The organism is Curtobacterium sp. 320, assembly GCF_031455235.1.
In the GTDB taxonomy this organism is placed as follows: Bacteria; Actinomycetota; Actinomycetes; order Actinomycetales; family Microbacteriaceae; genus Curtobacterium.
Genome location: NZ_JAVDSI010000005.1, coordinates 22,725 through 38,683 on the forward strand (window position 1 = coordinate 22,725; position 15,959 = coordinate 38,683).

Sequence of the window (15,959 nt, forward strand, 5' to 3'; positions counted from 1 at the left end):
CTTCCCCGGCCGGTGGCCGACAGGAGGGCTCCCGATGTCACTCGCGATGCGACCGCTGAGCGCGGTGTCCCGTTCCGTCGAGGTCGTCGGGCGTCCGACCCGCAGCCGGACCCGCCGCAGTCGTGCGACGGGCTTCGGCCTGGCCGGGCTCGACCTGGGGTTGTTGCTCGTCGCGTTCGCCGTCGCCCACGTGGTCCGGTTCCCCGGTGAGCTCCCCGCGGGTTCGAGCGCTGCCGGGTGGACCGAGTTCGTGGTCGCCCCCGTGATGATCGTGGTCTGGATGGTCCTGCTCACGGTGTCCCGCAGCCGAGACCCGCGCATCGTCGGCGTCGGCGGCGACGAGTTCCGGCGACTCATCACCGCGAGCCTCGTCACCGTCGCGACGGTGGCCGGGGTCGCGTACGCCGTCCAGGTCGACCTCGCCCGCGGCTACGTCGCCATCGCGTTCCCGCTCGGGCTGCTCCTCCTCGCGATCGGTCGGAAGGCCGTCCGGACCGTGCTCGCTCGACGTCGCTGCCGGGGTGAGGGGCTGCAGGACGTCCTGCTCGTCGGCGACCTCGACGACGTGACCTACGTCGGACGGCGCATCGCGGCCACCCCTGCGGCGGGGTACCGCGTCCGGGCGGTCATCTCCGACTGCGTCCGGCCCGGGTCCCGGGTGCCGCTCGGGGACACGAGCGTCCCGGTGATCGACGGGGTCGACGCCGTCCTCGACCGGGCCCAGAGCGAACCGGTGGCCGCCGTGGTGGTCGCCGGCGCGATCCGGGGCGGGCACGAGCGACTCCGGCGGCTCGGATGGCAACTGGAGGCGCACGGCGTCGAACTCGTGGTGTCCTCGCCGCTGGCGGACATCGCCGCCGGTCGGGTGCACGAACGACCCGTCGACGGCCTGCCGCTCATGCACGTCGAGACGCCCGACTACCGGCGGCGGATCGGCAAGCGGACGCTCGACGTCGTCGGCGCCGGCATCGGTCTGCTGCTCCTCGCGCCGGTGTTCGCCGTCATCGCCCTGGTCATCCGCGCGGACGACCGTGGCCCCGTGTTCTTCCGCCAGACCCGCGTGGGGCGCGACGGGCGGGAGTTCCCGATCCTCAAGTTCCGGACGATGTGCGTCGACGCCGAAGCCCGGATGGCCGCGCTCGAGCAGGAGAACGAGGGCGCGGGGCCGCTCTTCAAGATGAAGCACGATCCGCGCATCACCCGGGTCGGTGCGTTCCTGCGTCGGACGTCCCTCGATGAGCTGCCGCAGCTGTGGAACGTCCTGACCGGTTCGATGAGCCTGGTGGGCCCCCGACCCGCCCTCCCGCGCGAGGTCGCCCTGTACGAGGACTTCGCCGACCGTCGGCTGCTCGTGACCCCGGGCATCACCGGGCTCTGGCAGGTGAGCGGCCGCTCGGACCTCGACTGGGCCGACGGTGTCCGGCTCGACCTGCACTACGTCGAGAACTGGTCCTTCGTCCACGACGTCGTCATCCTCGCCCGGACCATCCCGTCCGTGCTGCGCTCCCGAGGTGCCTACTGACCCGGTCGCGCCTGACCCGCGACCGGCACGCGCACCCCCCCCGGCTGCAACGGCAGTCCGGGGGTGCTGCCTGTGCGAACGGTGTCCGTTCGGGTGCCCGGCCTGGGTTTCCCGACCGGTGCGAGTTACGATGGGTGCACGACGGACTTCCGCCGCACGCGTCGACGGTGACTCGGAGACGGCGACCAGATCCAGATTCAAGGAGTCATGATGCTCGGAAACCTCGGTGGCGTACACCTGCTGATCATCCTCGGGATCGTCATCCTGCTGTTCGGTGCGACCAAGCTCCCGGCACTCGCCAAGGGCCTCGGGCAGTCGATCAACATCTTCAAGAAGGAGATGGGCGACGACGAGAAGAAGGCCAAGGGCACCGACCCCGGCGTGCAGGCCACGACCGTGACGAACACCGCGGCCGAGCCGGCTCCGCAGCCGGTCGTCAACCCCGGCCCGTCGGTCCAGCCGAACTCGGACTCCAGGAACTAGGACCCCAGCCCCGTCCTGTCGGCAGCCCCCGCGACCCCATCGGTCGCGGGGGCTTCGTCGTGTCCGGCGAGTTGTCCACAGGTCCTCCGAGGGGCAGGCGGGACCGCGCGCGGTGGCGGAGGATGGGCACATGACGACCCCAGCCCCGTCGGCCACGGCCCCGCTCCGCGACGACCGCCGTGTCGTGCTCGTCGTCGCGATCCTGTCGTCCTTCGTCGTGGGACTCGACTCGAGCGTCGTGAACGTGGCGCTCCCCGCCATCCGCGACGAACTCGGCGGGGGACTGGTCGTGCAGCAGTGGACGGTGGACGCGTACCTCGTGACGCTCGGTTCGCTCATCCTCGTGGCCGGCAGTCTGTCCGACCTGTTCGGCCGCGTCCGCATCATCACGTGTGGCCTCGTGGTCTTCGGGATCGCCTCGATCGTGTGCGCGATCGCCCCCACGGGCGAGGTCCTCATCGTCGCCCGGGCGCTGCAGGGCGTCGGTGGTGCGCTCGTGAGCCCGAGTGCCCTCGCGCTCATCGTGGCGGCGTTCCGCGGTGCGGCCCAGGCGAAGGCGATCGGCACGTGGACGGCGTGGTCGAGCGCGGCGACGATCCTCGGGCCGGTCGTCGGCGGCCTCGTCGTGGACGGCGTCGGCTGGCGGTGGATCTTCGTGCTGACGGCCGTGCCGATCGCGGTGACGATCCCGCTCGTGTCACGGATCTCGGCGGACGTCCGGGTGGGGCCGCGGGCGCACGTGGACGTGGTCGGCGCCGTGCTGGCGGTCGTGGGCGTCGGCGGTGTCGTCCTCGGGTTGATCGAGCAGGAGCGCATCGGGTGGGGCGCGCCGGTCGTCCTCGCCGCGCTGGTGCTCGGCGGGGCCGCGCTCGTGGCGTTCGTGCCGTGGGAGCTCCGCGTCACCCGCAGGCACGGTGCACCCCTGGTCCCGCTCGAGCTCTTCCGTGCGCGGAACTTCACCGTCGGCAACCTCGCGACGCTGTCGATCTACGGGGCCCTCGGGATGGTGTTCTTCGTCGTGACGCTGTTCCTGCAAGAGGTCTGGCGGTTCCCGGCCTGGCTCGCCGGCCTCGCGACGCTGCCCCCGACCGTGATGCTCCTGCTCCTCTCCACCACGGTCGGGTCGCTGGCCGACCGCTGGGGTCCGCGGTGGTTCATGGCCGCCGGTCCTGCGATCGCCGCGGTCGGGGCGCTCCTGCTGCTCTTCGCCGGTGACGAGCCGATCGGGTACTGGTGGTCGGTGCTCCCCGGTCTGGTGCTCGTCGGAGCGGGGATCGCGTTGATGGTGACGCCGCTGACGAGTGCGGTCCTCGGGTCGGTCCCGCAGTCGGAGGCGGGTGCGGGCTCGGCCGTCAACAACGCGATCGCGCGGATCGCCGGGCTCGTCATGGTCGCGCTCGCCGGGATCGTCCTCGGCGGTGCGGTGAGCGTCGAGGGACTGCACCGCGCGATGGTCGTGATGGCGCTGCTGCTCCTCGCCGGCGCACTCGTGAGTGCCGTCGGCATCCGGAACCCGCGGCGGGAATCTCCCGCTGCGAACGCAAGTTGAGTGGAGTAGACTCAACTACAGGACCACCGCAACGAAAGGACGGAACGCATGGCGAACCTCCAGGGCGCTCCTGACTCGCAAGAGCGACAGAAGACCGCCCTCGAGCAGTACGGCGTCGACCTCACGGCGATCGCCCGCAACGGCAAGCTCGACCCGGTGATCGGGCGGGACGCCGAGATCCGACGCGTCTCCCAGGTGCTGACGCGTCGCACCAAGAACAACCCCGTGCTCATCGGGGAACCCGGCGTCGGCAAGACGGCCGTCGTCGAAGGACTCGCCCAGCGGATCGTCGCGGGTGACGTCGCCGACTCCCTCAAGGACAAGCGGCTCGTGTCGCTCGACATGTCCGCCCTCATCGCCGGCGCGAAGTACCGCGGCGAGTTCGAGGAGCGGCTCAAGGCCGTGCTCAAGGAGATCAACGATTCCGACGGGCAGGTCATCACGTTCATCGACGAGCTGCACACGCTCATGGGCGCCGGTGGGGGCGAAGGCTCCGTGGCCGCGTCGAACATGCTCAAGCCGATGCTCGCGCGCGGAGAGCTCCGACTCATCGGCGCGACGACGCTCGACGAGTACCGCGAGTACATCGAGAAGGACGCCGCCCTCGAACGGCGCTTCCAGCAGGTCTTCGTGGGGGAGCCCAGCGTCGAGGACACCGTGGCGATCCTCCGCGGCCTGAAGGAGCGCTACGAGGCGCACCACAAGGTCACGATCAACGACTCAGCGCTCGTGGCCGCGTCGAGCCTGTCGAACCGGTACATCTCCGGTCGGCAGCTGCCCGACAAGGCGATCGACCTCATCGACGAAGCCGCGAGCCGGCTCCGGATGGAGATCGACTCGAGCCCGGTCGAGATCGACGAGCTCAAGCGCACCGTGGACCGGTTGCGCGTCGAGGAGTTCGCGCTGAAGCAGGAGAAGGACGACGCGTCGAAGGCCCGGCTGGAGACGCTGCGGGCCGAGCTCGCGAGCCGCGAGACCCTGCTCGGCGAACTCGAGCAGCGGTGGCAGGCCGAACGCGCCAGCCTCAACCGCATCGGTGAACTCAAGCAGCAGCTCGACGACCTCAACATGCGCTCCCAGCGGGCACAGCGCGAGGCCGACTACGAACTCGTGTCGCGCATCGAGTACAGCGAGAAGCCCCGGATCGAGGCCGAGCTCGCCGCCGCCGAACAAGCCGAGCAGGCCGACCGGATGGTGAACGACAGCGTCACCGACGAGGACATCGCCGCCGTGATCGCGCAGTGGACGGGCATCCCCCTCGGGCGCCTGCTGCAGGGCGAGACCGAGAAGCTCCTGCACCTCGAGAACGAACTCGGCCGTCGGATCATCGGGCAGCGCTCCGCCGTCTCGACCGTGTCGGAAGCGGTCCGTCGCACCCGCGCGGGCATCTCCGACCCGGACCGTCCGACGGGCTCGTTCCTGTTCCTCGGCCCCACCGGCGTCGGCAAGACCGAGCTGGCCAAGGCGCTCGCCGAGTTCCTGTTCGACGACGAGAAGGCACTCGTCCGGATCGACATGAGCGAGTACGGCGAGAAGCACTCGGTCGCGCGGCTCATCGGCGCCCCGCCCGGGTACGTCGGCTACGAGGCCGGCGGGCAGCTCACCGAGACCGTCCGGCGTCGCCCGTACTCCGTGGTGCTGCTCGACGAGATCGAGAAGGCCCACCCCGAGGTCTTCGACGTGCTCCTGCAGGTCCTCGACGACGGCCGCCTGACCGACGGTCAGGGCCGGACGGTGGACTTCCGGAACACGATCCTCATCCTGACGTCGAACCTCGGGTCGCAGTTCATGACCGACCAGTCGATCACCGACGTGCAGCGCGAGGAGGCTGTCCGCGAGCTCGTCCAGCAGGCCTTCCGGCCCGAGTTCATCAACCGACTCGACGACATCGTCGTGTTCCAGGCGCTCACGCAAGAGGACCTCGGCCAGATCGTGTCGCTCTACGTCGACCGGCTCGCACGCCGGCTGACCGACCGCCGACTGGAGCTGGCCGTCACCCCGGACGCCCGGGCCTGGCTCGCCGAGCGCGGGTACGACCCGGTGTACGGAGCGCGTCCGCTCCGCCGGCTCATGCAGCGGCAGATCGACGACCGGTTGGCGCGGGCGATCCTCGCCGGTGACGTGCGTGACGGGGACACCGTCCGCGTCGACGTCGCCGCAGGCGGCGACGAGCTGACGGTGGAGCCGTTCGAACTCGCGGAGATCGTCGAGGAGTAGGCGGCGCACTGGACGTGACGACCTGGAGGGGCGGTGCCGGTTCCTGGGACCGGCACCGCGCCTCCAGGCCTACGGTCCAGGGCATGCCTGAGATCCGAGCGTTCCGTCGCCTCACCGACGCCGTCGAGCACGCGAGCGTGCTCGACAAGGCCGTCGACATCGATCGTTCCGTGGTGAACGCCCTCGCGAAGCCGAAGGCACTGCGCCAGCTGCTCCACGGCGTGCCGTTCGGGCACCCGCTGCACCCGCTCATGGTGCAGGTGCCGCTCGGTGCGTGGATCTCGGCGGCGGTGCTCGACCTGATCGGCGGGAAGGGGAACGCGCGGGCGGCGAAGACCCTCGTCGGTGTGGGGCTGGTGTCGTCGGGCAGCGCCTCGGTGGCCGGCTACGTCGACTGGTCGGAGCTCGATCGTGCGCAACTCCGCACCGGTTGGGTGCACCAGGCCGTGAACTGGGTGGGCATCTCGCTGTACGGGCTGTCGTGGATGCAACGGAAGTCCGGGAACCACGGGGCAGGCAAGCTCCTCGGGTTCGCGGGGCTCGCGGTCGTCGGCGTCGGCGGGTACCTCGGTGGGCACCTCGCCTACCGGCAGCGTGCGGGTGTGAGCCAGCACGGCGAGGTGCCGTTCGACGCCTGAGCGTGGGTGCTGATCATGCCTGGTCATGACCAGTTCGTCAAGCGCCGTCGATCATCCGTTCCACATCCGTGATCCCCCGGAAACATGCGGATCGCGATTGTCCACAGCCTGCCGATTCGTGGTTGACATCCCCGCGTGATGGGTCTTTACTCACCATTACGCAACGTCCTTTCATAAAGGTCGGACCAAGGGAGTCAACGTGACACGCACGCGTTTCGCCGCACTCGGTGCGCTCGCCCTCGCAGGCGCGCTCGCCCTCACCGGGTGCTCCGCCGGAAGCAACGGAGCTTCCGACGGCGGCACGAAGTCCATCGGCACACCCGATGGCAAGGGCAAGACCCTCACCGTCTGGATCATGAACGGCGACCTCAGCCCGAAGATCCTCGACGTCGCCGCGAAGCAGTTCACCAAGGCCACCGGTGCCAAGGTGAAGCTGCAGCTCCAGCAGTGGGACGGCATCACCACGAAGCTCACCACGGCCCTCGCGCAGAAGGACGCGCCGGACGTGGTCGACCTCGGCAACACGCAGGTGCCGGTCTACGCGGCGACGGGTGGCCTGATGGACCTCTCGCCGTACAAGGACGAGCTGGCCGACGGGCAGACGTGGCTCTCCGGGCTCGAGGGCCCGGCGACCGTGGACGGCAAGCTGTACGGCGCCCCGCTCTTCGCCGGCAACCGCGCGGTGATCTACAACAAGAAGATGTGGGCGGACGCCGGGGTGACCGACGTCCCGAAGTCCTACGACGGGCTCACGGCCGACCTCGACAAGGTCAAGGCGAAGAACCCGCAGGCGGACTTCTCGGCGTTCTACATGCCGGGGCAGTACTGGTACGGCGGGCTGCAGTGGGTGTGGGACGCCGGTGGGCAGATCGCCACCGAGAAGGACGGCAAGTGGAAGGGCGCGATCGACTCCGCCGACGCCGTGAAGGGCCTCACCGCGTGGAAGGACTTCCAGGACTCGTACTCGGCGAAGTCCACGCAGGACATCAACACTGACAAGCCGGCCGAGTCCGACGTCTTCGCGCAGGGCAACACCTCGGCGATCCTCGGGTCCGCGTGGGAGATCGGTTCGATCACCACGGCGAAGCCCGAGCTCAAGGACCAGATCGGCACGTTCGCGATGCCGTCGAGCACGGCGGGCAAGACGCAGCCGGTGTTCCTCGGTGGCTCGGACCTCGGCATCCCGTCGAAGTCCGCCAACCAGGACCTCGCGCTGTACTACACGAAGATCCTGACCTCGAAGAAGTTCCAGCAGGACCAGGTGTTCGGGGTCGACGGCTGGGAGCCGAACTCCACGCAGCTGCTCGACGCGGTCGCCGGTGACGTGGACGAGCTCCACAAGCCGTACTTCGAGGCGGCTTCCACGAGCCGTCCGACGCCGGCGACCCCGGGCTGGGCGACGATCGAGGGCGACTCGACGTTCCAGACGATGTTCGCGGACGTCGCCACCGGTCGGAAGACGCCGAAGCAGGCAGCCGAGGGCTTCTCGGAGCACCTCACGACCGCGCTCAACGCGCAGCAGTAGTTCGATGACCTCCACTGCGGAGCGGGTCCCCGGTTCGGCGCAGGCCGAGCCGGGGACCCGGCGTGGGTCGACGGGGCGTCGCGGTCCCACCGGGCCGGGCGGTCGCGCAGGGCGTCGATCGCTCACCTCGTCACGAGCGCCGCTGGTCCTGCTCGCACCGGCTGCGCTGCTGCTCCTCGCGCTCGTCGTCTACCCGCTCGTCCGCCTGGTGGCCATCTCCTTCCAGGACTACGGGCTGCGGGCGATCTTCACCGGGCAGGCCGGGTTCGCCGGCTTCACGAACTACACGAACGTCCTCACCGACGCCAGCTTCTGGCCGGTCATGCTGCGCACCGTGCTCGTCACCGGCGCGATGGTGATCGGGACCATCGGCATCGGCATGGCGGTGTCCCAGCTGTTGACCCGGCTCGGTGTCGTCATGCGCACGGTCGTGAGCGTCGTGCTCGTGCTGGCGTGGGCGATGCCGAACGTCGCGTCGAGCCTGGTCTGGCAGTGGCTCTTCCAGCCCTTCTACGGCGTGCTCAACTGGCTCATCACCCAGCTCGGGGTGTTCGGCGACCACACGCAGGACAACTGGGCGTCGAGTCCCGGGCAGGCACTGACGATCGTGCTCTCGCTCGTGATCTGGCAGGCGGTGCCGTTCGTCGCGCTGACGCTGTACGCCGCGCAGTCCCAGATCGCGCCCGAGTACTACGAGGCCGGGGCGCTCGACGGGGCATCCGCGTGGGCGATGTACCGCTCGATCACCCTGCCGGCGCTCGTGCCGACGCTGCTGCTCGTGACGATCCTCTCGGTGATCTGGGACTTCAACGTCTTCAACCAGATCTGGCTGCTCACCAAGGGCGGGCCCGAGGACACCACGCTCACCCTCGGCATCTGGACGTTCGTGAAGTCCTTCGTGTCGAACGCGTACGGGCAGGGCGCGGCGATCGCCGTCATCTCGACGCTGATCCTCGGGGCGCTCACCAGCTACTACATCCGCCGGCTGGTCCGGAGCGGGGAGGAAGACCTGTGACGACGACGACCACCCCCGGTGTCACCGGGGCGACCGCTTCCGAGGCGCAACCCGACGTGACGGGGGCAGGCCGCGCCTCCCGGCCCGGTCCGATCGCGCCGGTGCGTGCGCGCCGACGCAAGCCACGGGTCGTGGCGAACACGATCGCGGTGGTCTTCTGCCTGGTCTGGGTGTTCCCGATCTACTGGATGGTGAACACGGCGTTCAAGCCGTCGGACGAGGTGACGACCCTCACGCCGATCTGGCTGCCGTTGCGGCCGACGCTCGAGAACTTCACGCGGGCGCTGACGCAGGACGGGTTCCTCGTGTACCTGCGGAACTCGGCGATCGTGGTCGTGGCGGCCGTGCTGCTGTCCATCGTCGTCGGGTTCCTGGCGTCGGCGGCGCTGTCGCGCTTCCGGTTCCGTGGGCGGCGGGCGATCCTCGTGGCGATCCTCTTCGTGCAGATGATCCCGTCGGGTGCTCTGCTCATCCCGCTGTTCCTGTCGTTCCAGTCGCTCGGGCTGCTCAACAGCTACATCGGGCTGATCCTCGCCTACGTCGCGAGCGTGCTGCCGTTCTCGATCTGGGTCATGCGCGGGTTCTTCGTCGCGGTGCCGGTCGAGATCGAGGAAGCCGCGAAGGTCGACGGTGCGGGGACGTTCCGGATCCTGTGGAGCGTGCTGTTCCCGCTGGTGATGCCGGGGGTCATCGCCACGAGTGTGTTCGCGTTCATCGCTGCGTGGAACGACTACCTGACGGCCTACGTGATGCTCAAGGACCAGGGGATGTACACGCTGCCGGTGTGGCTCGCGGGGTTCTCGACGAACAAGGGGACGGACTTCGGCGGGCTCATGGCGGCGAGTGTGCTGTTCTCGATCCCGGTGGTGGTGTTCTTCCTCATCGTGCAGCGGCGGCTCGTGAGCGGGATGACCGCGGGGGCCGTCAAGGGCTGACGCGCTCCGACTTCCGGGACGACCGTGCCCCGACCTGCTCCGGCGGGTCGGGGCGTCGTCGTGTCCGGGGTGTGTGTCGGGCGCGCGGGTGGGGGCGGGGCCGAGGTCGCACGACCTGCCGTCTGCGTTCTGCCGAGGTCGCACGACGTGCCGTTCGGGGGGCGTGCGGGCGGCAGTTCGTGCGACCTCGGCCGTGGGTGGGACCGGCCTGGGCGGGCCGCGGGACCGGGCGGGCGGGACCGGGCGGACCGGGCGGAGGTGGGCCCGCCGACCTGCGGCCGTGTTGGTTCCGGCACGGAACGGTTGCGTTTGTGTGGCATCGGGACGTACTCTTTCCGAAACCCACGGGAACGAAGGAGTTCGGGCATGTACGCAACCGAGCGGCACGACGCGATCGCAGCAGCGTTGCAGGACGCCGGCCGCGTGTCCGTGGCCGACCTCGCCGAGCACTTCGACGTCACGACCGAGACCGTCCGACGTGACCTCGACGCCCTCGAGTCCGCCGGCCTCCTGCGCCGCGTGCACGGGGGAGCGGTCCCGGTCGGCCGATCGAGCGTCGTCGAGCTCTCCGTCGCCGAGCGCGAGGGGCAGCACAACTCCGCCAAGTCCGCCATCGCCCGGGCCGCGATGCGCCTCGTCTCGCCGACCTTCACCGGCTCGATCGCCCTCGACGCCGGCACGACCTGCGCCGCGGTCGCCGCCGAGCTCGCCCGGTGGGAACCCGCGTCGGCCGGGGCGACCCTCACGGTCATCACGAACTCGGTCCCGATCGCCGCGACCCTGCAGCACAGCGAGCACGTCGAGCTGCACCTGCTCGGCGGCCGTGTCCGCGGGGTGACGAGCGCCGCCGTCGGGACGGCCACGGTCGAGCAGATCGGCGCGCTGCGTCCGGACATCGCCTTCGTCGGGACGAACGGCCTGTCCGCGGGGTTCGGCCTGAGCACGCCGGACGAGTACGAGGCGGCGGTGAAGGGGGCGTACGTCCTCGCGGCCCGCCGCAGCGTGGTCCTCGCGGACGCAGCGAAGCACGGGGTCGAGGCGCTCATGCGGTTCGCCCGGCTCGACGAGATCGACACGATCGTCACCGACCAGGAGCCGCCGGCCGACCTCGCCGGAGCGCTCGCCGAGGCCGACGTCGAGGTGGTCGTCGCATGACCACGAACACAAACACGAACACGAACACGAACACGACACGCAGCACCACGAGCACCCGCATCGTCACGGTCACCCCGAACCCGAGCCTCGACCGCACGATCGAGCTCGCCGGCGAACTCCAGCGCGGCGCCGTCCAGCGCGCCACCCGCTCCACGGCCGAGCCCGGAGGCAAGGGCGTCAACGTCTCCCGGGTCGTCGTCGCGAGCGGCGGCGACACCGTGGCGGTGCTGCCCGGCGACGAGCTCGACCCGGTGCTGCTCGGCCTCGCGAGGCGCGGGATCCCGACCGCGGCCCTCCCGATCGGTGCACCGCTCCGCTCGAACGTCACGGTGACCGAGCCGACCGGCACGACGACGAAGCTCAACGAGCCCGGTCCGTCGCTCGCGGGTCGCCTCGAGGACCTCGCGGCCCTCGTCGCGGACACCGCCGGTGCCACCGCGACCGGACCGGTCGCACGCTGGGTGGTCCTCGCCGGCTCCCTGCCCCCCGGGCTGCCGGACGACGCCCTCGCGGTCCTCGTCCGAGCCGTCCGGCAGCGCCACGGCGACGACGTCCGGATCGCGGTCGACTCCTCGGGCGTCCCCTTCACCGCGCTGCTGCAGTCGGGCGAGCGGATCGACCTCGTGAAGCCGAACGCCGAGGAGCTCGCCGAGGTCGTCGGCGGCGACCCGGACGAGTTCGAGCGGGACGTCGACGCGGCAGCGATCGCGGCGCAGCGCCTCCGTGACAAGAACGTCGGCACCGTGCTCCTGACGCTCGGCAGCGCCGGAGCCGTCCTCGTGACGGAGGACGGGAGCTACGCGGCCGCAGCACCCCGGATCGTGGCGCGCTCGACCGTCGGCGCGGGGGACTCCTCCCTCGCCGGCTACCTGCTCGCCGAGGTCGCCGGGCAGTCGCCCGAGCAGCGCCTCGCCCAGGCCGTCGCCACCGGAGCGGCAGCCGCTGCCCTCCCCGGAAGCGACGTCCCCGCCCTCGACCACACCGACCCGTCGGGCATCGAGGTCCGAGCGCTCGAGCGAGCGCCCGAACCCGCCTGACCCACCCCCGCACACACACTCAACCCCGCAGCACCCGCGCCCCCAGCGCCATTGCAAAGGAGCAACCCATGTCCGTCAACACGAGTCCACGCCTCATCAGCGTCCAGCTCGTCGGTCTCGACGAGGACCTCGGCGCCACCTCGAGCGACGTCATCCGCGTCCTCGCCGACCGCGTCGCCGCCACCGGCCGCGCGGCGGACGGGGCGTCCCTCGCCGCTGACGCGATCAAGCGCGAGGCCAGCGTCGGCACCGGCGTCCCCGGTGGCATCGCGATCCCGCACGCCCGGTCCGCGTCGGTCTCCGAGCCGACCCTGGCGATGAGCCGCCTCGCCCGGACGGTGTCGTTCGGCGCCCCGGACGGCGACGCCGACATCGTCTTCATGATCGCCGTGCCCGAGGGGGCCGACAAGGACCACCTCACGGTCCTCTCGACCCTGGCCCGTGCGCTCATCCGCGAGGACTTCACCGCCGCCCTCCGCGCCGCCGCCACCCCGCAGGAGATCGTGGACCTCGTCGACCGCGAGGTGAGCGGCGAGGTCGCGCAGGCCGGCGTCGGCACCGCGAGCAGCGCCTCCAGTGCGACCGCCACCGGCCAGGAGGCGCGACCCGCCGCCGCCACGCACGCCGCGGACGGCGACGCGGCCGGGTCCACCGCCGGAGCACGCAAGGTGCTCGTCGGCGTCACCGCGTGCCCGACCGGCATCGCGCACACCTACATGGCAGCCGACGCCCTCGTCGCCGCGGCCCAGCGTGCGGGTGCCGAGATGCACGTCGAGACGCAGGGGTCCTCGCAGGTCGAGCCGCTCGACCCGGCGCTCATCGCCCGCGCCGACGCCGTGGTCTTCGCGGTCGACGTGGACGTCCGCGACCGCGGCCGCTTCGCCGGCAAGCCCCTCGTGGCCGGCCCGGTCAAGCGCGGTGTCGACGAGCCGGACAAGATGATCGCCGAGGCCCTCCGAGCCGCCGACGACCCCAACGCCGCACGTGTGCACGGCAACGCCGCCGAGGCCGGCTCGAGCACCGCCAAGGACGAGCACTTCGGGCAGGCGCTCAAGCGCTGGCTGCTCACCGGTGTGAGCTACATGATCCCGTTCGTCGCGGGGGGCGGACTCCTCATCGCGCTCGGCTTCCTGCTCGCCGGCTACGGCATCGCGCTGACCCACGGTGACTCGGGGCAGAACAACGCGGTCTACACGCTGACGAACTACACGCTCCTGAACCTGCCGCCGGAGGGTCTGGCGTACTACCTCGGTGCCGCCGCGTTCCAGATCGGTGGCGTGTCGCTCGGGTTCCTGGTGGCGGCGCTCGCCGGGTACATCGCCTACGCCATGGCCGACCGACCCGGCATCGCGCCCGGCTTCGTCGCGGGTTCGATCGCCGTCTTCATGAACGCCGGGTTCCTCGGTGGCCTGATCGGTGGTCTCATCGCCGGTGCCGCCGCCTACTGGATCGGCCGGATCCCGACCTGGCGGTGGCTGCGTGGCCTGATGCCCGTCGTGATCATCCCGCTCTTCGCCTCGATCATCGCCTCCGGCCTCATGCTGCTCGTGCTCGGCGGCCCGATCGCCTGGCTCATGACGCAGCTGACCGAGTTCCTCAACTCGCTGTCCGGTGCCTCGGCGATCCTGCTCGGCATCATCCTCGGCCTGATGATGGCGTTCGACCTCGGTGGCCCGGTCAACAAGGTGGCGTACGCGTTCGCGGTCGCCGGCCTCGGCGCCGGATCCGCGACGAACGTCGTCCCGTTCGAGATCATGGCGGCCGTGATGGCCGCGGGCATGGTCCCGCCGCTGGCCCTGGCGCTCGCCTCGACCGTGCTCTACCGCAAGGGGTTCACGAAGCCCGAGCGCGAGAACGGCAAGGCCGCCTGGCTGCTCGGAGCGTCCTTCATCTCCGAGGGCGCGATCCCGTTCGCCGCCGCCGACCCGCTGCGCGTCATCCCGGCGTCGATGGTCGGGGCCGCGGTGACGGGTGCGATCTCGATGGCGGCCGGTGTGACCTCGCGGGCGCCGCACGGTGGGATCTTCGTGTTCTTCGCCATCGGCGACGTCGCGATGTTCATCGTCGCGATCCTCGCGGGCACCGTGGTGTCGGCGCTCGTGCTCGTCGGGCTGAAGAAGTGGGTGCGGCGTCGTCCGGTCGACGAGGCCGCCGCGGGCAGCGAGGCCGCGGTCGCGGCCGAGACCGTCGGTCAGCGCGCGCCGGTCGCCGCGTAGCCGACGTCACGACGGACGGGAGGCACGGTGCCAGCTGGCACCGTGCCTCCCGTCCGTCACGGCCCAGTACGCTGGTCGGCGCCCCAGAGACGAACGGATCCGATGCGAGCAGCAGCCGCCCCTGACGCGCCGCCGCGCGACGGTGGCTCCCGTGCCGGTGGTCGCCCGGAGCGGGTCGGCGCCGTCGGGGTGTTCGTCCTCGCGGTGGTCCTCGCCTGGTCGCGGATGCCGGCAGCGGTGCGCGACGTGCTGTGGGCCGAGGACGGTCGGACGTTCCTCGGCGAGGGCGTGCAGTACGGCACGCTCGGGACGCTCACCCGCAGCTACGCGGGGTACCTGCACCAGTACCCGCGGATCGTGGCGGGCATCGTGCAGCACGTGCTGCCGGTCGAGGGCTGGGCGACCGGCATCGCGTTCGGTGCCGTGGTCGGGACGGGCCTCGTCGCGACGGTGGTCTTCGTCTGCACCCGGGACCTGACCGCGCGACTGACGCCGGCCGCCGCGCTCGCCGCCCGGGTGGGGATCGCGCTCGCGGTGGTGCTCGTCCCGATCGCGACGAACGAGGTCCTCGGCAACCTGGCGAACGTGCACGCGTACTTCCTCTGGATGATGCCGTTCGTGCTCCTGTACCGGCCGCGCAGCTGGTGGTCGAGTGTCGCGTTGGCCGCCATGACCCTGCTCGGCGCCCTGACCGAGACCCAGGCGATCGTGTTCGCGCCGCTGCTCGTCCTCGGGCTGCGGGCTCGTCGGACCTGGCCCGTCACGGCCGCCTTCCTCGTCGGAGCCGGTCTGCAGCTCGCCGTCTGGCTCGGCTCGGACCGGCACCGCGGACAGGTGGGGCGCGCGACGATCGACCTCGCGTCGCTCGTGGACGGGTTCGGGCTGAACGCCGGGATGTCGACCTTCCTCTCGCGGGCCGCGTCTGGCGAGGTCCTCGCGACCGTCGGACCCTGGGCGGGGCTGCTCTTCGTGGTGCCCTTCGTCGTCGCGTTCGTCTGGGTGCTCGTCCGCGGCGACCGCCCGCAGCGGACCCTCGCCGTCGTCCTCGCGCTGTCCGCCGTCGTGCTCTGGTGCGCCGCGGTCGTGCTCAACCCGAAGCCCGCCTACGCCTACGCCGGCATGTCGCCGGAGTTCCTCCGGTACGCGTGGGTGAGTCGGTACGGGATGTTCCCCGCCGCTGCCGGACTCGTGCTCGTCGTCCTGGCGCTCGTGACACCCCGGCGCCGGAGCCGCACGTCGGTCGACGCCGGGGCGGCGGAGCGGGTGTCCACCGATCCGTCGCGACGGTCGCTGCGTCCCCGGCCCACCGCGCGCCGTCCCACACTCGGCGTGGCCCTGCGGTCGACCGTGGCCGTGGCCCTGCTCGTGCTCGTGCTCGTGCAGTTCCGGCCGTGGGGGCCGGTCCTGCGCACCGACGGCCCGCGCTACACCGCCGCCGTGGCAGCCGCCCGCGAGGCCTGCCGGACGCTGCCGGCCGACCGCGCGATCCGGATCCGGAGCGCGCCGCAGACGCAGCAGGACACCCCGGGGCCACCGACGCGGCAGGAGCCCACCTCGTTCTGGAGCCTGTCGATGAGCTGCGCGGTCGTCACCGGGGCGAGGACCTCGGACGTCGGGCACGAGGTCGTGCAGGACCGTCCGGTGCCCACCTTCGGCTGAGCGACCAC

Annotated in this window: 12 protein-coding genes; all 12 read left to right on the forward strand. The window is 71.2% G+C overall.

Features of this window, described 5'->3' with window-relative positions:
- Positions 1 to 34 precede the first annotated feature (34 nt).
- A complete protein-coding gene (locus J2X60_RS08185) occupies positions 35 to 1,522 on the forward strand; it encodes a sugar transferase (protein WP_309887057.1) in 1,488 nt (495 codons plus the stop codon).
- Positions 1,523 to 1,729: 207 nt separating this feature from the next.
- Positions 1,730 to 2,005, forward strand: a complete 276-nt coding sequence (gene tatA, locus J2X60_RS08190; protein ID WP_309778284.1) for a twin-arginine translocase TatA/TatE family subunit — start codon at positions 1,730 to 1,732, stop codon at positions 2,003 to 2,005.
- 130 nt (positions 2,006 to 2,135) lie between these two features.
- Entirely contained in the window at positions 2,136 to 3,554 is a 1,419-nt protein-coding gene (locus J2X60_RS08195; protein WP_309887058.1) for an MFS transporter, read from the forward strand.
- 48 nt (positions 3,555 to 3,602) lie between these two features.
- Complete coding sequence (locus J2X60_RS08200; RefSeq protein WP_083403134.1) at positions 3,603 to 5,771, forward strand: ATP-dependent Clp protease ATP-binding subunit; 2,169 nt, start codon at positions 3,603 to 3,605, stop codon at positions 5,769 to 5,771.
- Between the two features lie 83 nt (positions 5,772 to 5,854).
- The gene (locus J2X60_RS08205; RefSeq protein ID WP_309778289.1) at positions 5,855 to 6,409 is read left to right on the forward strand and encodes a DUF2231 domain-containing protein; all 555 of its coding nucleotides are present in this window, start codon (positions 5,855 to 5,857) and stop codon (positions 6,407 to 6,409) included.
- A 199-nt stretch (positions 6,410 to 6,608) separates the two neighbouring features.
- Positions 6,609 to 7,934, forward strand: coding sequence for a sugar ABC transporter substrate-binding protein (locus J2X60_RS08210; protein WP_309887059.1), 1,326 nt, complete (start codon positions 6,609 to 6,611; stop codon positions 7,932 to 7,934).
- 4 nt (positions 7,935 to 7,938) lie between these two features.
- The gene (locus J2X60_RS08215; protein WP_309887060.1) at positions 7,939 to 8,949 is read left to right on the forward strand and encodes a sugar ABC transporter permease; all 1,011 of its coding nucleotides are present in this window, start codon (positions 7,939 to 7,941) and stop codon (positions 8,947 to 8,949) included.
- 131 nt (positions 8,950 to 9,080) lie between these two features.
- Positions 9,081 to 9,884, forward strand: coding sequence for a carbohydrate ABC transporter permease (locus J2X60_RS08220; protein ID WP_254791852.1), 804 nt, complete (start codon positions 9,081 to 9,083; stop codon positions 9,882 to 9,884).
- A 366-nt stretch (positions 9,885 to 10,250) separates the two neighbouring features.
- A complete protein-coding gene (locus tag J2X60_RS08225) occupies positions 10,251 to 11,039 on the forward strand; it encodes a DeoR/GlpR family DNA-binding transcription regulator (protein WP_309887061.1) in 789 nt (262 codons plus the stop codon).
- The gene (locus J2X60_RS08230) at positions 11,036 to 12,076 is read left to right on the forward strand and encodes a hexose kinase (protein ID WP_309887062.1); all 1,041 of its coding nucleotides are present in this window, start codon (positions 11,036 to 11,038) and stop codon (positions 12,074 to 12,076) included. Before J2X60_RS08225 ends, J2X60_RS08230 begins: the two co-directional genes overlap by 4 nt.
- Positions 12,077 to 12,144: 68 nt before the next feature.
- Positions 12,145 to 14,292, forward strand: coding sequence for a fructose-specific PTS transporter subunit EIIC (locus J2X60_RS08235; RefSeq protein WP_309887063.1), 2,148 nt, complete (start codon positions 12,145 to 12,147; stop codon positions 14,290 to 14,292).
- A gap of 102 nt (positions 14,293 to 14,394) precedes the next feature.
- A complete protein-coding gene (locus J2X60_RS08240; protein WP_309887064.1) occupies positions 14,395 to 15,951 on the forward strand; it encodes a hypothetical protein in 1,557 nt (518 codons plus the stop codon).
- Positions 15,952 to 15,959: the final 8 nt, after the last annotated feature.